Below are 18040 nucleotides of genomic sequence, written 5' to 3'. Positions count from 1 at the left end.
GCGTGGGGTCATAAACCCATGTCCGCAAATGGGTCATGCTGGACGAGATCAACACCGATGTTCTGGAGCGGTCCTTTGTCTGGGAGGACCGCACGCCCATCGGCACGTTCAGTTCCGTCTTCACATCCAAAATCCAGTCCAGCCTGATCGCGCTTGCCAAGTCGGGCGGGGCATCCGTTGTCGATCGGCCGAAGTAATCTCGATCAGCGCGGGGTCTACCCAGCTTCACTTGTTCCCATCGATCCACTTCGACATCAGCTCCTTGTCGCGGAAGCATTCGTCCGGCACGGCGCGGCGCTTGATGCGGGCGAGGCGCTCGGCAAAGGCGACCTGCTTTGATGTCGGGCGGCTGTCCTGCGTGCCCGGCTTCAGCTTGGCCTGTGCGTCGATCCAGGCGCTCAAGGAGCGCCGATCTTGCTGAACCTCACACGGCAGAAGCGTCTGGTTGCGAAGGGCCAGTGCGCGCGCATAGGCGATCTGCTTTGGCGTCGCGGGCAGGGCGTAAGTGGTGCTTTCCATCGGGGATCTCCCTTCTTAGCGTGGCTTTCAACATAGAACATAACAGGAACAAAATCAAGCCACCTGCGGAAATCATGGGGTTTGAGAGGAAGAGGAGGGCCGGGGGAGGTCAGGCCTGAGGATGCCCGAAAGAGGGTGTCCGGGCCTGATCCTGTTCCTCATTGGGGTCTGATGCCGGAAAGTGGAGGATCCTACGTTCTCATGAGCTTTGCATTTAACGCTCCTCGGCATCAGATCCCTAAAGAGTGAAAGTGTTCTTCGGGTTTTGTGACTGACGGATGAGGGCCTTTGGGGTCCCTCAGATGGGTCCGGGCCGGATTCCGGTCTGCCGTTCCTGATGAAGGGCATTCCCATGCAAACAGGTGTCTTGCGCGTGCTCCGCGCAACCGCTGCCTCGTGGTGGCGGCATAGAGAGCTGCGCCGAACTGGCCAGACGGCGCTGGCACAACGGCGCGAGCGCGAGACCGTCCTACGTGATCTCGGTTATCTGAAGCAGGCGGCGTTATTGCCAAACGCGCATGTGATCTGCGGGGAGGGCGGGACATTCCTCCATCTCGGTTGGACCACCGTGTCGACCTTCGCGCCGATCAAGCGCTTTCCCTTGGCCGCCCTCGCGGTCGCACAAGGGACCCCGTTCATCGATATCCGACCCGTCACCGATGTCATCGCCTTCGCGAACCTGCCGCGGGTGGCGCGGGACGGATCGGACGACTCTGAACCTTCGGGTCCCGGCAGGTCCGTGTCGCTGACCACCTACATCGACATGGCCGAACAGCTCGGCGCGAGCATCACCAACGATCCGCGGCCCTGTCGGTCAACCTAGTGACCACTCCCTCTCACCAAAACTCGAAGGACGCCAGCCATGGCCCGATCCCGCACGCCCAAATTCGATGCCTCAGAGGTCATCACAAACGAAATCATCCGTATCATTGAGCGCGGCGTGCTGCCGTGGCGCCAGCCCTGGACCGCAGGCGGCAGCTCTCGCCCCGTGCGCGTGGGCGGTGAGCCCTACCAGGGGGTGAACAACTTTCTGCTGACGATGCGGACCGTGATGGCGGGCCACAGCTCACCTTTCTGGATGACGCTGCCGCAAGCCAATGCGTTGGACGCAAAGGTTCGCAAGGGCGAGAAGTCCTCTGTCGTCGTTTACTACGGTCAAAGCTGGAGGGACGCCGGCGATGAGGATGACCGCAGCGACGGGGATGATCGCTCCGAGGAAGCCCGTGTCTTCCGCTTCCAGAAATCCTACCGCGTATTCAACGCCTGCCAGATCGAGGGCTTGCCCGACAGCTTCTACCCTGACCCGGAGCCCGTGCCCGAGCATCCGCCGTCCGAGCCCATCCCGCACATGCAGGCGTTTTTCGATGCCATCGACATCACGACCGTCTTCACGGGCACGGAAGCGTACTATTTGCCCCCCGTGGACAAGGTCTACATGCCGTCCATCACGCGGTTCCAGGACCCGCGCAATTTTTACGGGGTCTGGGCCCATGAGCTCGCCCATGCCACGAAAGCCCCCCATCGATTGAACCGTGATTTCGGGTTCTCGAAGTTTGGCAACACGTCCTATGCGCGTGAGGAGATTGTCGCGGAATTGACCTCGGTGTTCCTAGGCCAGTCGCTCGGCTTCACGGCGCATACGCTCGAGATGAATGCCGCCTATCTCCACAACTGGTTGCGGGTCCTTCGGTCGGACAAGGGCGCGATCTTCCGGCACGCCGCGGACGCGCAGCGCGCCTGTGATTATCTGATCGCCAGATCGGAGACGGGCAGGGCAGGGGACGGCGCCGAGGCCGCCTGACCGCGCGGAGAACGGAGACACCCATGTCACGTAAAGAACCCAAAACGCTGCGGGTGGCCTGCTTCAACGACGGCCGCCGCAAGATCATCACCTTCAAGCGCGGTGCCTATTGGTGGAGCACGTCCGAGGGCGCTTATCCGCTCTCGGCGGCGCTCGAGAGCATCAAGGAACAGGGTGGCTGGGTCGAGACCATCCCCAACCCGAATTTCAGACCCAAAGGGCTGTTCGGGTAGGGCGCCTTCGGCCTCGATTCATCCGCCAAGCGGAAAAGAAAAAGCGGGCTTTGAGAAGGGTGTTTCAAACCTCTCAAAGGAGATCCCCATGTCCATGAATGTTCAACCCCAGCCAGACCGTCCGGATCCGACCGTGATCGCGGTGCAGAACGACGCGTTTCGCAAACTTGCATGCCTTGGAGTGCCGCCCGCGCAGCCCATCCAGGGCCGGATGCATGTCACCCGCTCGCTTATGGAGGCCGGCGATGGCTTCATGGCCGAGGCGGTGAAGGCGACTGGTGAGTTTGCCACATTCGAGCCCGAAAATGACCCGGAAGGCTGGCATGATTTCGGGGCGGTCGAGATCCGGGGCGAGACCGTGTTCTGGAAAATCGATCTCTATGAGGCGGACTCGGATTTCCGCTACGGGGCTGAGACCCCGGACAACCCCGCCACCACCATGCGCGTGCTGACCATTATGTTGGCGCGCGACTGGTAGAAGGGCAGGGGACACCCTCTCCTGACACCCCAGGCGATGAAGGCCCACTGACCCCTCAAAGGGAGAGTGGGCCTTTTGTCGTGGTGATCCCTGAAGACGGGGATTGGTCACGCGCGTGAAGGCGCGGGCCACACCTCACCCACCTGGAAGGATATCCCATGACTAAAAGCATTACCGCTCTCACCGTCGCCATCGGCGATCTGACCGCCCATCCCGCCAACGTGCGCAGCAACTCGCCGGAAACTTATGACCCCGAGAACATCGCGCATCTGAAGGCCAGCATCGCTGTGCTGGGCCTGCTCCAGCCTCTCCTGGTCCAGAAGCTTGACGGCAAATATGCTGTCCTCGCCGGTGGCCGGCGCCATGCAGCCCTGAAGGAGCTGGCCGCAGACAAGGCCGCCAAGGGGTTCACTGCGAAAACCAAGATCGACTGTCGCCTTGTGCCGGAGGAGTGCGACGTCACCACGGCACTGTCGCTCGCCGAGAACATCACCCAGGCCCCGATGAACGCAATCGACGAGTTCGAGGCCTTCGCCCGCATGATGGAGGTCGACGGCCAGACGCCCGAGACCATCGCGAAGTCATTCGGCACGACCGTCGCCGCCGTGAAAGGCCGGTTGCGCTATGGCCTGATCCACCCCGACATCCGCGCCGCGGCTCGGGGCAAGGTGATCACGCTCGACACAATGAAGGCCTTCGCCGAGCACCCGAGCCAGGAGGCACAGCGCGAGGTCTTCGAGGCGCTCACGAAAGACGGCGGCTATCTGCAGGCCTATACCGTCCGTCAGGCACTCAAATCCCGCGGGGTGCAGGTCAGCGACGATATCGGGGCTTTCGTGCGCGAAGACTACGAGGCACGCGGCGGCGCCGTCGCAGCCGATCTGCTGGAAGAGCATTCTGTGCTCGAGGATGCGGCGCTGGTCGAGACCATTCTGCTCGAGAAGCTCGGTGCCGCTGCCGAAGAGGCCCGTATGAGGCTGGGCTTTGCCTGGGCCGATGCGATGGTCCGCTATGATTACGCGACCATGGCCGACTACGGCCGCGTCTATCCCGGCCCGATCGAGCCGGATGAGACTGCCCAGAAGCGCATCGACGAGATCGCCGCCGAACTTGAACAGCTGCAGCTCGAGATGGAAGATGAGGGGCTCGACGACGGTGCCTACAACGCCCTTTACGACCGCGTCGACGCTCTGGAAGAGGAAGCGCGCGATCTGCAGGAGGCCTACAGCGCCGAGGACCTCGCACGGTCTGGGGTGATCGCGTCGTGGCAGGGTGGGCAGATCACGCTCCATGTTGGCCTCGTCCGCCCCGAGGACACCGTCAAAGAGGAGGGCGCACGCGGCTCTTCAAGTAACCCGACGGGGGAGGAGGCACCGGACGCCGGCGAAATCAACTACCCGGCCTCGCTGGCCGAGGATCTCAAGACCGAGCGGGCCATGGCGCTCGGTGCCGCGATGGCGCTGCATCCGGAAGCCACGCTCGATCTGACGCTTTTCAAGCTGGTGAGCGACGTCCTGGCCAGCGGTATGAGCGTCACGCAGGCGATCAAGATCGACGCCCGCAAGGAATACCGCAGCCATGCCAAGATGGACGAGATCGACGAGACCTCGCTCGAGCAGGTGGCGGCGGCGCATGATGCGCTGGACCTCTCGTGGCTCGATGACAGCCGCTCGCCCGCCGATCAGTTTGCGGCGTTTCGCGCGCTGGAGGCCGGCGAGAAAGCCAAGCTCGTCGCTTATGCGACAGCCAGCACCACGCAGTCCTGTTTTGCCCGGGACCGGCAGCGTGACAGCCTGATGCATGCGTTCGAGATCGAGATCATGCCCGATATCCGCGCCCACTGGACGCCGAATGCGGCGCTCTTCAATCGCTTTAAAAAGGCCTGGCTCCTGAAGATCCTCGGCGAGGATCTGGGTCTCGCCCAGGAGGCTGTGACGCTGGCCTCGTCGAGCAAGAAGGAGATCGTCGCCTTTTGCGACAAGCTCTTCGCTGAGCCCTTCGCGACGCTCACGGAAGCGCAGCGCGCTGCCGTGGGCGCCTGGTGTCCGCCCATGATGCAGACCGCCGGTGTCGCCTTTGATGAGGCGGAGCCCGCTGCGGAAACCCCGGAGCCTGACGGCGACATCGCGCAAGCGGCCTGAGTCCTCACGCGACCCGCGCGTGGACCATGCCGCCCGCGCGGGTCGACCCTTCCAAACCGAACAGAAAGACATCCCCATGGCTATTCTCAAGTTCTCTGCCTCCGCTGTTGCGGCGCAAATCGCACATGCGCGTGCCTGCAAGACCTTCCTGCCCAACTGGAACGGGCCCGTGGACAGGCCGGCCCTGATCCTCATCGTCGGCAATGGTGTGCATCTGCGCTCGAACGGCATCGATGGCACGACCACCCGTATCGTTACCACCGAGCAGGCCGATCCCTCCTTCGCCTTCGCCGACGGCATGAACCCGTTTCGGGACACCGACTGGATGGCGCAGCGCCGCATGGCGTTTCGTGATCTGACCGGCCAGTTCTACACCGACATCCTGGATGACGTGCAGGTGCTCATCGACCGGGGGCGGGGGGCGATCCGGCTCGCCACCGATGGCCACAGTATCCGCGTCTTCGTGCGCCGGGCCTCGGATTATCTCATCGGCGGGACCTACGAAGTGCCCTCGGGCCTCGGCGGCACCTTCCGGGTCATCCTGAAGGATGCCTGCGACACCTTCGCGATCGTGCAGAACTGCGGCAATTGCGAGGATTTCGACGCCATGCAGCCCTACCGCGTGCCGCTCGATGCGCTGATGGAAATCGATGACCGGAGGGCGGCGTGATGGGTTGGCTCTTCTACACCGACGGCCGCGTCCAGACCTACGCGGATGAGAAAGCGGAGATTGCTCGGCTGTGCACCTTCGAGGGCGAAAGGCGCAAGACGGAACTGGTCAAAGCCTGCAAGGTGGGTTCGACTTGGTACGCGGCGGCAAAGGTCACAAATATCGACGGCACCCCTGTCGAAGACACGACCTATGTCACCGATGCGGATGGCTCCATCACTTTCGCCGCCGTATTCCTTACCCGATATGATGACGGCTGCTGGGGCTACAAGGACATGGAGGAAAGCGCGGGACCGGTCGAATCCCGCGCGCCACTGAGCCTATTGGCCCTGCTGTCCGAGCTGAAAGACCCAGACAGCTACGCCCAGGACTGGCGTCAGCGCTGCCGGGACTGGGCGTCGATCCCGGACTACGAGGAAGGCGACAAGATCAAGCTCGCAGCACCTGTGACGCTCACCGATGGCAGTACCTGCCAGATTGTCACCGCGACCCACTACAGGCGCGGGCGGCAAAAGCGCCGCTGCTACCGCATCGAGGAAACTGGTGGGCTCGTACGCCTGTCAAAGGCCTCGCTTGCGGGCTCGGAGCTGCTCAGCTCCACGAAAGGTGCGGCTAGCCCGGTGCTGGCGGAGTTCCTGGCGGGGCGAAATTAGGTCCTGCGCCGGACGGGTCATCGACTTGCCCGGCGACAGCAGATGCTGCGGCTTGTCTTGACAAGGCAATGCAAATGCATTACCTATCGCAGGCAGCAAAGATCCCTCTCTTTCAGGAGACTGCCATGACAGCGCTCGCACAAGATGTCTCGAAACTCACGGATCGGTATCAGACGACCGTGCCGGCGGGTGTTCGCAAGCAACTCAAGCTGGGCAAGGGCGACCAGATTCGTTACTGCACCGAGCCGAGTGGCAGGGTCTATATCGAGCCCGTGCGCAGCGACGAGGAAGATCCCGTGCTCGGAGCCTTTCTCGATTTTGTCGAGGCCGATATCAAGGCGCATCCGGACCGCATTCGGGCGTTCGATGGGGCTTTGCATGACCGTCTTGCAGCACTGGTCGGAGACGTTGATGTCGATCTCGATGCGCCGCTATCGCTCGAGGATGAATGAGCGGCGATAGCGTGCCCGCCCAAGCGCCCCTTGTCGTAAACGGATGGTCGATTTATGCGCATCCGCTCTTTCTGGACCAGCTCGAAGGGCTGATCGAGGAAGTCGAGGTGCGTAAGGCACGCGATCCCAAGACCTGGCGCAAGAAGAATTCCACGAAACGGCTGGCCGCCATCTTCAAGCTGGTCACCGAGGCCATACCGGCAGATCCGGGTGCCGCCGCCTTCCGGCAAGGCGGCACACTCGGCGATCACCGCAAGCACTGGTTCCGGGCGAAATTCTTCCAGCAGTATCGGCTGTTCTATCGGTTCAACAGCGATGCGAAGGTCATCGTGGTGGCCTGGGTGAACGACGACAAGACCCTGCGCGCCTACGGCAGCAAGACGGACGCCTATGCGACGTTCAAAGGAATGCTGGAAGATGGCAATCCACCTGACAATTTCGACGCGCTCTTGAAAGAAGCTGCAGCGGCAGGCAAGCGGTTCGAGAAATCCCTTGAAGCGGTGCCCGATCGGTAAGTGGGCCAGCTTGCTATGACCCTTTGGCATTATCATTTACGACGCCACGCTCGAAGATGTAGCATCGGCTGATAATGCGGTCGGAGAAAGCACAATGAATGAGACGGAAAAGGATAGGCAGCACCTCGGTCTAGAGGAGCAATGCGCGCCTGACCTGACGGGGCACCGTTTCCCAATTGCTGTACGCGTTGCAGACATGCCCGATGACCTCGGCAAGCTGCTGGATATCGGGCTCGAGGAGCATTTCCGTGGCCGCTGAAGCGAATTCTTATGACACGTGGTTTTGCGCGCAGGTGCAGGCCGCGCTGGAGGATGCACGCTCGGGAACATCTCAGGTTCAGGTGATGCAGGCCGCACAGGCATTGATTGATGCGAAGCGGCAGGTCGAACCCAAGTCCTGACCAAGCCTTTGAGGTCGGCGCGGTCTGACCCCCGTCACCCTGAAAAGCGAAAGGGGGCTTTTTGTCCTTTGGAACTCAGACCCTGATCCAAAGGAAAATCCCCATGACCAAGCCCAAACCGGCAAATCCGGCTCTCTCGATCTCCCACCCTGACCTCGCCTCTGCCCTCGAGCAGATCGGCACGGAGATCGACCTCCATCCGCTGCGCAGCTCAGCGCTGGCGCGCATCATGCGCGAGACGTTTCATGGCAGCGATGCCGGCGGTGCCTGGGACTGGCGCATGGCATATGACCTGATGCAGGCTGCGGCTATCCAGGTGCTGCTGCGTGGGGACGGCGCCGAAGGTGACATCGCCGCCGCAAAGCTGCTTGCCTCACGGCTTCTGACGGAAACGCGCCGGTCAGAGCAGCAGATCCGGCTGCAGCAGTTTTCCACACCGCTGGCATTCGCGACCATGGCGGTGCGGGCCGCGGCGATCCGCAAGAGCGAGACCGTGCTGGAGCCGTCGGCGGGCACCGGTGCACTGGCCGCTTTCGCCGCCCGGGCCGGTGCCATGCTTTTGCTCAACGAGATCGACCCCTTTCGCCAGCGCCTCCTGCGCGCGGTTTTCGGCGGCGAGGTGACGGGCCATGACGGCGAGCATATCGACGATCTGCTGCAGTCGCCCGTTCTGCCCGACGTCGTGGTGATGAATCCGCCCTTCGCCTCCTCGGTCGATCGCTCCCGAGACAAGCACATCGCCGCCAAGCATCTCATCGCGGCTGCAAAGCGTCTGGCACCCGGCGGGCGGCTGGTGGCGATCATGCCGCCAGGATTCACGCCCGAACGCGATTCCGCGTATTGGTCCCGCGCCTGCGGTCTCCTGACGCCGCGATTGGCGCTGACGATGCCGGGACAGGTCTATCGCAAGCTCGGCACCTCTGTCGAAACCCAGCTCATGGTCTTCGACAAGGTGCAGGAGGATGGCGAAATGATCCGCGTCCCTGTGCGGGATCTGGATGAAGCCCTTCCTTTTGTCGTCGCCGTGGCCGCAACCCGGCCTGAGATGCGCCCCGTCCAACGGGCGGCAGCGGTTACTCCTGCGCGGCCGACCGTTCCATCCTCTGCTCCGCGCAAGACCGCCGCTGCGCCTGTCGCCGCCTCCAAACCCCGGGCCAATGCCGTTGTCCCGCTAGTTTTCACGAGACTTGAGACCCCGCGCGACAACACGCCGATCTCGGACATATATGCGCGCTACCGTCCGCAACGGATCGAGATCGCGGGTGCGCAAGAACATCCCACGCCGCTCGTCGAAAGCATCGCCATGGCCTCGGTTGCCCCGCCCATGCCCTCAAATACGGGCCGTGATGGCTTGCGCCTGCCCGCACGGTTGATCGAGGAGGGAGATCTCTCCGAGGCGCAGCTCGAGACCATCATCATGGCGCATGATGCCCATGGGCGTGATCTGCCCGGTCGGTTTACCATCGATGACGACCAGACCAAGCTGACGCGCGCCGATGATGACCCGGATGCACGAGCCTATCGCCTTGGCTATTTCCTCGGCGACGGCACCGGTTGCGGCAAGGGCCGCGAATGCGCGGGGCTCATTCTCGTGAACTGGCTGGCCGGGCGCAGGAAGGCGATCTGGGTCTCCAAATCCGCGACGCTCATCGAGGACGCGATCCGCGACTGGACCGATCTCGGCGGCTCGCCCGCCGACATTCAGCCGCTCTCCAAATGGAAACCGGACCAGCCCATCCCGATGGGCGACGGTATCCTCTTCGTCACCTACGCCACGCTGCGGTCCGCGGGCAAATGCGGCACCACGCGGCTGAGCCAGATCCTCGACTGGATGGGCGAAGATTTCGACGGCGTCCTCGCTTTTGATGAGGCCCATGCCATGCAGAACGCGGCCGGATCGGAGCAGGGCAGGGGGGTCAAACCCTCCCAGCAGGGCCTTGCTGGCCTCCGGCTGCAACTGGCAGCACCCCGCGCTCGCGTCTTCTACATCTCGGCCACGGGTGCGACGAGCGTCCACAACCTCGCCTATGCCGCGCGGCTGGGGCTCTGGGGGCAGGGCCCCGAATACCCCTTCCCAAGCCGCGAGAGCTTCGTTTCTGCGATGGAAGCCGGCGGTGTCGCTGCCATGGAAGTGGTCGCGCGCGATCTCAAGACGCTCGGGCTCTACACGGCGCGTGCCCTCAGCTTCGACGGCGTGGAGTATGACGTGCTCGAACACGCGCTCACTCAGGCCCAGATCGAGATCTACGACGCATACGCGACTTCGTTTCGGACGATCCATCACAATCTCGAGGCCGCGCTGACAGCGACCGGCGTCAACGACGCCTCGGGAGAGACTAATGCCTCGGCCGCACGCTCCTCGGCCAAATCTCGCTTCGAGAGCACGAAGCAGCGCTTCTTCAATCATCTGCTGATGGGCATGAAGGCCCCGACCATCATCCGCGCCATCGCGGACGATCTGGCGGCGGGCAAGGCTTGCGTCATTCAGGTGGTCTCTACAGGCGAAAGCCTGCTGAAACGTCGGCTTGAGACGATGGACCCGGAGGACGAGCTGGTCGAGGGCGCGCTAACGCCGCGCGACTACGTCCTGGGATACCTCGAACAGGCCTTCCCGATTCATGCGCAAAAGCTCGTGGAGATTGACGGCAACATGGTGGCGGAACCCTTGCGGGATGAGACCGGCGCGCTCGTCGTCTCGCGCGAGGCGCTCGCCCTGCGCGATGCGGCCATGATGGAGTTGATGACGCTGGCGCCGATCCCCTCGGCGCTCGATCAGATCCTCTGGGCTTTTGGCGACGAGGCCGTCGCAGAGGTCACGGGTCGGTCCATCCGCCCTTTGAAGGCCGAGGATGGTCATCTCTTCATCGAGAAGCGCGCCGCCAGCAGCAATTCATCCGAGACCCAAGCCTTCATGGACGGCGAGAAGGATATCCTTATCTTTTCCGATGCGGGCGGGACGGGCCGGTCCTATCATGCGGCACAAACGGCGAAGAACCAGAAGCGGCGGCGGCACTATCTTCTGGAGCCCGGCTGGCGCGCGGATGCGGCCATCCAGGGGCTCGGGCGCACGCATCGCTCGGCTTAGGTCAGCGCGCCCTTCTTCCGGGTCTGCACCTCGGATGTGCATGGCGAAAAGCGTTTCACCTCGACGATCGCCAAGCGCCTCGACCAGCTGGGGGCCTTGACCAAGGGCCAGCGCGAGACCGGCTCGCAAGGCATGTTCCGCGAGGAGGACAATCTCGAAAGCCCGATCGCGCGGGCGGCTCTGCGTGGGTATTTCGCCGATCTTGCCGCCGGGCGCGCCGAGGCGATGAGCTACGAGAGCTTCAACGACTGGACAGCCCTGCGACTGATCGACAAGGACGCTGTGCTTCTCGAGGAGCTTCCCCCGATCCAGCGGTTTCTCAACCGGGTTCTGGCCCTGCCCATCCACATTCAGAACGCGCTCTTTGCCGAGTTCATGCGCCGGATTGCCGATCAGACTGAACGGGCGCGCGCGGCGGGCACGCTCGATCTCGGCGTCGAAACCCTGCGCGGCGAAAAGATCGAACAGGTCTCCACCGAGGATCTCTGGACCTGCCCGAAATCCGGTGCGGTCACGCGGATCATCGGACTTGAGGTGACGGACCCGGTGCACGTCCTTGGTGCCGAAGAGGCCCTCTCACGCAATCCCGACAAGCTGCCGATGGTCAATCGCGCCTCCGGCCGCGCAGCGCTCATCTCGGCGCGGCCCATGCAGATGTATGACGAGGACATCGTCACGCTGATGCGCAAGGTAGTGCGGCCAAACGGGTCGAGCTATCTCGAAGAGGCGCGGTTCGAGTCCTCGGCCTGGGAAGAGATCAACAGGCCCGAGTTTGCAGGATTTTGGGATGCCGAGGCTGCGTCCCTGCCAAAAACCACCACGACCAGGCTCTACCTGCTGACCGGGCTGTTGCTGCCGATCTGGAAGGATATTCCGACCACGAATGAACGCATCTACAGGGTCACGCCGGACGGGGCGGCCGCCATGATCGGGCGCACGCTGAGCGAGGAAGGTGCGGCCGCGCTGCGCGCCCGCTTCCTCGTCTCCAATCCGCAAACGCCGCAGGAGATGTTAACCGCCGCCCTCGGCACCACCGCGCCGGTCGATCTGGGCCGGGGTCTGACCCTGACCCGTCGCCGCGTCGCAGGCGAGATGCGCCTCGAGCTTGGCGGCGCGGACAAGGGCATGATCGAAGGCCTCAAGGTCATGGGGTGTTTCACTGAGATCATTGCCTTCCAGTTGCGGGTGTTCCTGCCGCATGGGGACGGGATCGACACGGGAAGCATTCTGGCCCGGATTGTTGGAACCGGACCAGACGCCACGCGGGACGTGGCTTCAGTGGCAGCGGAATAGGTGAGGGGTGAAGATCTTGACACTCGATGAAATCAAAGCCGCCATCGATGCCGGTCGGACCGTGCATTGGGCCAACACCGGCTACCGCGTGCACAAGGACAGCCTCGGCCAATACCTGATTACGTTTGAGCCGAACGGCAGCACCATCGGGCTGACCGACCGGAGCGGGCAGCGGTTGAACGGGGAGGAAGCAGAGTTCTTTATCGCTGGACCGGAGGGTGGCGACGAGAAGAGCCAGGACAGCCAACTGAGAGCAGACGGGCAGGGGAGGGGCGTCGTACCCGGCGGGGAGGTGGCACAATCTCTCAGGCGACAGCGCTGAACTGAAGGTTGGGAAGAAAGGAAAGCGAGCTTTCTGGTTTGTGATCCCAGGAGGGGTCGAAAAAGCAATCCCGGATGCGCTGGCAAGGACGTCAGGCACCGGCCAATCCAAAAGGAAACATCCCATGTTCGCAGGAACCCTCACCCGCAATGTCGAGACCGCAGCCGCTCAGTACACCGGCATGATCCACTCGACGCGCTTTGACATCGCCATCCAGTTGGAGGCGCGGGCCAAGATGTCCGAACGCAGCCCGGATTTTGACGTGACGGCAGTCAACAAATCAGGCCGCAAGGTGCGCATCGGCACGGCCTGGAACGAGACCGGCAACACCAGCGGCAACCCCTACATCTCGATGCAGATCGATGTCGGCTTGGGCCCCTTCCGGGTCAACGCGGTGCAGACGAAAGAGGCGCGCGCGGCCCAAAGCGGCGAATTCGAGATCATCCCTCTGGTCTCGAACGGCCTGATGAAATCCGGCTCGATCTCGGGGGAGCTCACCGCCATGGACGCCGACAACGCCTTCACCGGCTACATCGCCAACATGATGTTCGATCTGGAGTTCATGCTGATCGAGAACAGCTACAAATCCGAGGAAACCCACCCCGATTACCGTATCGAGGTCAGCTCGCCCCGGGGCACACCGATCCGCGTCGGCTCGGCCTGGATGGCGAAAAGCAGCCGCACGGGCAATGACTACCTGTCGCTGCTGATCAACACGCCCGATGGCGACCTGCGCGTGAACGCCGTGCAGAACGAAGAGCAGCGCGGCGGGCAGGCCTTCTCCATCATCCCGTTCATCGACAGCGGTGAGCAGCCGCAGGACGCAGGCACGGGGCTGTCGTTGGTCGCCTAATTGGCACGCGAGGGCGAGACGATCTGAACCCAAAGGGGAGCCGTGGGATCACGGTTCCCCTTTTTCCATGTTTGGCTGCATGACGGGCGCCATCTGCTTGCGATCTGCTGAATATGATATACGATAATATATTATCGAATGGACGAAGGTAGGCGCATGGTGGCGAGACTGGGAAAAGCTCCGTGGTTCGAGAGCTTTGATGTAGAAGCAGAGGTTGCAGAGCTTCTTGCTCATATCGAGCGTTGCACCGGATTTGCGCTGCTTGACCGCAAGCGTGATGTCATCATGATCCATGCAAGGGCAAAGCTCGACAGGACAAGGCAGGCATTTCTGGAGGCCAAGGCGGCGGGAAAGCCGGTGTCCACATCGCGGCGTGCGTATCTGACCGAAGTTCAGGACACGATCTTCATGGCGATCCCGGAGGAGAACCTCGCGCTGATGCCGCTAAGCGAACAGGTCCTGAACGACCCTTCATTTTACGCGGACGCCATGCACAGTGCCGCTGCAATCAGTGAGGATGAGCTTTTCATGGCGCTGTCCTCTTCGCTGAAAGACATGACAGTCCAAGACGCCCGGGCCTTCGTCTCGAAGCTTTGGCACAACACGATCGATGACAATGCGCGCAAATACGCCGAAGCCCTGAAGCGTCCCGAGCGTGAACCGCAGCCCTTTCGTCCGGGAAACACCGTGTAAGATCCGAGCCATTCTCTTGGCTTGAGCCGTACCGAGGTTGGCCGCCTCAAACCCCCTTTCTTGGAGGTGGCATCCTGTGCAGCGCGCGAAAGCCGTTGAAGGTGCTGTGGTGACGTCTACTGTCGCCAACATGATGAACCGGGATCACATGCGCGCCTTCTTTCGTCGCGCCGCGGCGCTTGTCGCCTTTGTCGCACTGCTCTGGGCGGTTCACCTCCTCAATTGGATTATCGGTTACGGCTTGAATCCGGCCTTCGGCCTGATCCCCCGTCACGTAAGCGGATTGGATGGTGTCATCGCCATGCCCCTCCTGCATGGAAGTTTCGCGCACCTTATGGCAAATACGCCGCCGCTCTTGGTGATGGGTGGGCTGTTGGTGGCAACGACCACGAGGGCCTTGCTGCCGGTGAACGCAGTGGTGATCGGCCTCGGCGGCGGTCTTGTCTGGCTGTTCGGAAGCTCGGCCATCCATATCGGCGCGTCAGGGCTCGTCTTCGGCTGGTTTGGCTTCCTCGTCGCGCGCGGCCTCGTGGATCGTTCACTGATCACGCTGGGCGCGGCACTGGTGGTCGGTTTGCTCTACGGCTCCATTCTCTGGGGCGTTCTTCCGGGCCAACCTGGCGTCTCGTGGGAGGCGCATTTCTTCGGCGCCATCGCGGGCGCGGCCGCGGCGTTACTCGTCCGAACGCATGTACATGCGCCGCGCCTCGGCGGGGTCGATCTGGACTGAAGCAATGCACTCGGCCAAAACCGGACATCGGTGACGGATACAGAGAAGGTCCGGAAGCGACCTTCTTGGACTTTCAGGGCCTCGGTGACGGCGTCTTCGTTCGTAACGGTGTCCCTTAGGGAAGTTGCAAAAAAAATCGCCTACAGCGATCTTGTATCGCGCAAGGAAGATCCTATCTATGTCTTATCGGTATGCCGGGCTTCGGTTCGGTTCGGAATAAAATCGCTGTACTTAGGGTCGGTTCACCGATCCGTGGAGGGGCTAGTTCCCTCTGACGCCTACCCCCCAAGCGGCCCCTGTGGCGGCGGCGGCGGGGCGGCGGCCCCCCGGGCGACCCCGGGGGGCCAGCATAAGGGATAAGGACGGTCTCTCCGTTCCTCGCGCTGGTGGCGACACCCTTTCGCAATCCTGCGGCAGGGCCAGCAGAGGAGGCCATAACATGGCTTACGACACCGACGAGATCAGCAAGCGTGGGACACGCGAGACAAAACGGAAGCGCAAGCCGACGTGGAAGTCTCGCCTGTTAAAGGGCGCATTCTGGGTAGCCTGGGGGATGGGGAAACTCTTTGACCTCATCGAATGGCTGTCCCGGTTGTCCGGCGACTAACCGCGCGACCCTTAATGTTCGCATTTGGCGAAAGGAGGACCGAGAATGCTAGGTGAAGCACTGAGATTGATCCGGGTCTTCCATGACCTGAAACAGAACGAGTTGGCGGAACGCCTCGATATTTCCCAATCGCACCTTTCTGATATCGAACGATGCCGGAAAGTGCCAAGTCAGGAAATCGTTGCACGATACGCCGAAGAGTTTGATCTGCCAGTCAGTTCGATCTGGTTTTTTGACGAGAAGTTGACAGAAGGCACGACGCCGGGCGCTATCGAGAAAGCGCGTGGGGTTGTCGCTGACAAGATACTTGATTTTCTGAGGATGATCGAGCGGAAGCGAGCGTCATCATGACGAAGCGCCGCGACAAGTCCTATGCCCTCGATCAATGTGCCCTTTATCGGTGCAGCACACGCAAAAAGTTGTTCAAACTATTACAGACCAGTTCTGAGAAGTTTGCTGAGTTGAAGGCCGCACCCGATCTCTACAAGCCTCTGCGCAAGAAGAAAAAAGACGGAACATTCCGTCCTGTCCTTGCACCACGGGGCGATCTGAAGCGTATTCAACGGCGGATCGGAGAGTTGCTGCTGCGGGTGAAAACTCCGGACTACCTGATGTCGCCAGTGCGCGGTCGCTCGAACATCGACAATGCCGCACGGCATCGCGGTGCAGCAGCGTTCCATCTTCTCGACATCGAAGATTTCTATCCGAGCTGCACAGCCAGCAAGGTAGCATGGTTCTTAGGAAAATATCTTGGGTGCCCTCCCGACGTAGTGAAAGTCCTCCTTGATCTCACAACGCTGAACGGGGTTCTGCCAGCCGGAAGCCCTGCCAGCCCATCGCTGGCCTTTTGGGCCTACGCTGACATGTGGGACGAGATTGATCAGCTGACCCGTGATGCCGGATGCCAGGTTAGCGTGTATGTCGATGACATAACAGTTTCTGGGCAAAACGTTCCCGGGGTGCTGGTTCATGCGATCAAGGAGCGGCTTGCTCACCATGGTCACAGCTTCAAAGCGTCAAAGGAAATCGGTCAGATTAATGCGCCGGTAGTCGTAACGGGCGTGGTGGTGCGAGATCAAACGCTTCTCATGCCAAACGTTCAGCACCTAGAACGTCATAAACTTAGGGCAGAGATCGCGAAACTTCCCGAGGGATACGAGAAGGCTAAGAAGATGGCCTCTCTCATGGGGCGTGAAGGCACCGAGCAGCAAATCCTGGCGCGCAACCAGGCACACTGATTTTCAATGATGGGTTAACATGACGACGGTTTTCTTTTCCTACTGCCACGCTGACGAGGCACTACGAGACCAGCTGGAACGCCAGCTCAGAATCCTTCAGCGTCAAGGCCTGATAGAGACTTGGCACGACCGCCGGATTGAGGCGGGGCAGGACTTCGCCGGTGAGATCGACGCGCACATTGAAGCCGATGAGATCATCCTGCTGCTGGTAAGCCCGGATTTTCTAAACTCTGACTATTGTTATGAGATCGAGATGACTCGTGCACTGGAACGGCATAAGGTGGGAGAGGCCATCGTGATCCCGGTCATTCTGCGCGATTGCCTCTGGCATGGCGCACCCTTCGGCAAGCTGATGGCCACGCCAACGGACGGTCGTCCGGTCACGCAATGGCCGGACATCGACCATGCGTTCCGTCTCGTCGCCGAAGCCGTTCAGGCGGCAGCAAAGCGCATCGGTAGTCCACAATCGGTCACCAAGCAGTCAGCGGCACCTGCCATCATGCAAAACACGCAGTCAGTCAACAGATCGACACCGGCTCAAGTGATCCGGTCAAGTAATCTGCGGGTGGCCAAAACGTTCACAGACCGTGATCGTGATGCTTTCCAGACCGAGGCGTTTGAGTTCATGGCAAAATATTTCGAGAACTCGCTTTCTGAATTGTCGGCTCGCAATCCCGAGATTGACGGGTCGTTCCGCAGGCTTGACGCAAATCGCTTCAGCGCTGTTGCCTACCATAACGGTCAGTCTGCTAGCCGCTGCACCGTGTTCATGGGGGGGCGGCATATGGGGGGCATTGCTTACACTGCGACCGAAAATGCAGACACCAACGGGTTCAATGAGAACCTAACCGTCGAGGCCGATGAGCAAACCCTGTATCTGCGGAGTATGGGGATGGCACACTTTGGCCAAAACAGAGACCAGAAGCTGACGTTCGAGGGTGCGGCAGAAACTTATTGGCACATGTTTGTGAAGCCACTTCAGTAACCGCATCAGCAACTTTAGGGGTGTCTGGTTTTGTTTGACGATGCGTCCATCAAGGTTGCGAAATCTTCTTGGCAGAATGGCGGAAGATTAGTAAGCGGCGGCTGCATCCCACCCCAGGTTCAGCTTGACGGATTGAAGTTCCACGGGAGAAGTTCGTCGATGCGGCCTTGCGGATGACCGGCGGCGATGGCCTCGAGGAGGGCCTTGAGATAGGCGAAGGGCTCGACGCCGTTGATCTTTGCGGTCTCGATGAGCGACGCGATGCGTCCCCAGGCGCGCCCGCCTTCGTCATGTCCGGCGAACAATGCGTTCTTCCTGTTCAGAGCGATGGGCCGGATCAAGTTCTCCACGCTGTTGGAGTCGATCTCCAC

The 18040-nt window shown here is 61.6% G+C and carries 22 protein-coding genes and 1 pseudogene; 21 read left to right on the top strand and 2 right to left on the bottom strand.

Annotated features, from left to right (window positions below; genetic code table 11):
* Positions 1 to 35: 35 nt before the first annotated feature.
* Positions 36 to 197 (top strand): hypothetical protein, encoded by a 162-nt coding sequence (locus tag BM075_RS22650; protein ID WP_224557872.1) that lies wholly within the window; start codon positions 36 to 38, stop codon positions 195 to 197.
* A gap of 28 nt (positions 198 to 225) precedes the next feature.
* On the opposite strand, the gene BM075_RS22645 is transcribed toward BM075_RS22650, so the two are convergent.
* On the bottom strand, positions 226 to 519 hold the full coding sequence (locus BM075_RS22645) for a hypothetical protein (RefSeq protein WP_028288615.1): 294 nt from the start codon (positions 517 to 519) through the stop codon (positions 226 to 228).
* 337 nt (positions 520 to 856) lie between these two features.
* Between BM075_RS22645 and BM075_RS22640 the strand changes: the two genes are divergently transcribed.
* The 20 genes and pseudogenes from BM075_RS22640 (at position 857) to BM075_RS22555 (ending at position 17669) form a co-directional block, all read left to right on the top strand.
* Positions 857 to 1342, top strand: a complete 486-nt coding sequence (locus BM075_RS22640; RefSeq protein ID WP_093362917.1) for a hypothetical protein — start codon at positions 857 to 859, stop codon at positions 1340 to 1342.
* A 39-nt stretch (positions 1343 to 1381) separates the two neighbouring features.
* A complete protein-coding gene (locus BM075_RS22635) occupies positions 1382 to 2320 on the top strand; it encodes an ArdC family protein (RefSeq protein ID WP_093362916.1) in 939 nt (312 codons plus the stop codon).
* 23 nt (positions 2321 to 2343) lie between these two features.
* Positions 2344 to 2553, top strand: coding sequence for a DUF6330 family protein (locus BM075_RS22630; RefSeq protein WP_093362915.1), 210 nt, complete (start codon positions 2344 to 2346; stop codon positions 2551 to 2553).
* 88 nt (positions 2554 to 2641) lie between these two features.
* A complete protein-coding gene (locus BM075_RS22625; RefSeq protein WP_093362914.1) occupies positions 2642 to 3031 on the top strand; it encodes a DUF3768 domain-containing protein in 390 nt (129 codons plus the stop codon).
* 158 nt (positions 3032 to 3189) lie between these two features.
* Positions 3190 to 5172 (top strand): ParB/RepB/Spo0J family partition protein, encoded by a 1983-nt coding sequence (locus BM075_RS22620; RefSeq protein WP_093362913.1) that lies wholly within the window; start codon positions 3190 to 3192, stop codon positions 5170 to 5172.
* A gap of 76 nt (positions 5173 to 5248) precedes the next feature.
* Entirely contained in the window at positions 5249 to 5842 is a 594-nt protein-coding gene (locus BM075_RS22615; RefSeq protein WP_025042408.1) for a hypothetical protein, read from the top strand.
* Entirely contained in the window at positions 5842 to 6495 is a 654-nt protein-coding gene (locus tag BM075_RS22610; RefSeq protein WP_093362912.1) for a DUF6927 domain-containing protein, read from the top strand. The genes BM075_RS22615 and BM075_RS22610 overlap by 1 nt, the downstream gene beginning before the upstream one ends.
* 125 nt (positions 6496 to 6620) lie before the next feature.
* Positions 6621 to 6947: a type II toxin-antitoxin system PrlF family antitoxin gene (locus tag BM075_RS22605; RefSeq protein ID WP_005668772.1), complete on the top strand. Its 327-nt coding sequence runs from the start codon at positions 6621 to 6623 to the stop codon at positions 6945 to 6947.
* The gene (locus BM075_RS22600) at positions 6944 to 7462 is read left to right on the top strand and encodes a type II toxin-antitoxin system YhaV family toxin (RefSeq protein WP_093362911.1); all 519 of its coding nucleotides are present in this window, start codon (positions 6944 to 6946) and stop codon (positions 7460 to 7462) included. Before BM075_RS22605 ends, BM075_RS22600 begins: the two co-directional genes overlap by 4 nt.
* Positions 7463 to 7556: 94 nt before the next feature.
* Entirely contained in the window at positions 7557 to 7721 is a 165-nt protein-coding gene (locus BM075_RS24560; RefSeq protein WP_009819683.1) for a hypothetical protein, read from the top strand.
* Positions 7711 to 7863 carry an antitoxin PaaA2 family protein gene (locus tag BM075_RS22595; RefSeq protein ID WP_043754116.1) on the top strand — a complete coding sequence of 51 codons (153 nt, stop codon included), beginning with the start codon at positions 7711 to 7713 and terminating at the stop codon, positions 7861 to 7863. The genes BM075_RS24560 and BM075_RS22595 overlap by 11 nt, the downstream gene beginning before the upstream one ends.
* 103 nt (positions 7864 to 7966) lie before the next feature.
* A pseudogene (locus BM075_RS22590) lies at positions 7967 to 12241 on the top strand (strawberry notch-like NTP hydrolase domain-containing protein).
* Between the two features lie 16 nt (positions 12242 to 12257).
* The gene (locus BM075_RS22585) at positions 12258 to 12563 is read left to right on the top strand and encodes a hypothetical protein (protein ID WP_093362923.1); all 306 of its coding nucleotides are present in this window, start codon (positions 12258 to 12260) and stop codon (positions 12561 to 12563) included.
* Between the two features lie 124 nt (positions 12564 to 12687).
* The gene (locus tag BM075_RS22580; RefSeq protein WP_093362910.1) at positions 12688 to 13416 is read left to right on the top strand and encodes a DUF736 family protein; all 729 of its coding nucleotides are present in this window, start codon (positions 12688 to 12690) and stop codon (positions 13414 to 13416) included.
* Positions 13417 to 13572: 156 nt separating this feature from the next.
* A complete protein-coding gene (locus BM075_RS22575) occupies positions 13573 to 14109 on the top strand; it encodes a hypothetical protein (RefSeq protein WP_245758954.1) in 537 nt (178 codons plus the stop codon).
* Between the two features lie 148 nt (positions 14110 to 14257).
* Positions 14258 to 14839 carry a rhomboid family intramembrane serine protease gene (locus tag BM075_RS22570; protein WP_093362921.1) on the top strand — a complete coding sequence of 194 codons (582 nt, stop codon included), beginning with the start codon at positions 14258 to 14260 and terminating at the stop codon, positions 14837 to 14839.
* Between the two features lie 439 nt (positions 14840 to 15278).
* Positions 15279 to 15446 carry a hypothetical protein gene (locus BM075_RS24555; protein WP_177208457.1) on the top strand — a complete coding sequence of 56 codons (168 nt, stop codon included), beginning with the start codon at positions 15279 to 15281 and terminating at the stop codon, positions 15444 to 15446.
* 45 nt (positions 15447 to 15491) lie between these two features.
* The gene (locus tag BM075_RS22565; protein ID WP_037240913.1) at positions 15492 to 15797 is read left to right on the top strand and encodes a helix-turn-helix transcriptional regulator; all 306 of its coding nucleotides are present in this window, start codon (positions 15492 to 15494) and stop codon (positions 15795 to 15797) included.
* Positions 15794 to 16684 carry a reverse transcriptase family protein gene (locus BM075_RS22560; protein ID WP_093362909.1) on the top strand — a complete coding sequence of 297 codons (891 nt, stop codon included), beginning with the start codon at positions 15794 to 15796 and terminating at the stop codon, positions 16682 to 16684. The genes BM075_RS22565 and BM075_RS22560 overlap by 4 nt, the downstream gene beginning before the upstream one ends.
* 19 nt (positions 16685 to 16703) lie before the next feature.
* Positions 16704 to 17669, top strand: a complete 966-nt coding sequence (locus BM075_RS22555; RefSeq protein WP_093362908.1) for a toll/interleukin-1 receptor domain-containing protein — start codon at positions 16704 to 16706, stop codon at positions 17667 to 17669.
* A gap of 119 nt (positions 17670 to 17788) precedes the next feature.
* Here the strand turns inward: BM075_RS22555 and BM075_RS22550 are convergent.
* The coding region (locus BM075_RS22550) for a transposase domain-containing protein (RefSeq protein WP_143089931.1) at positions 17789 to 18040 on the bottom strand (252 nt) is incomplete at its 5' end.

The sequence above is a fragment of the Tropicimonas isoalkanivorans genome (genome assembly GCF_900112335.1).
Lineage (GTDB): Bacteria > Pseudomonadota > Alphaproteobacteria > Rhodobacterales > Rhodobacteraceae > Tropicimonas > Tropicimonas isoalkanivorans.
This window is presented reverse-complemented; position numbering and strand designations above follow the sequence as displayed.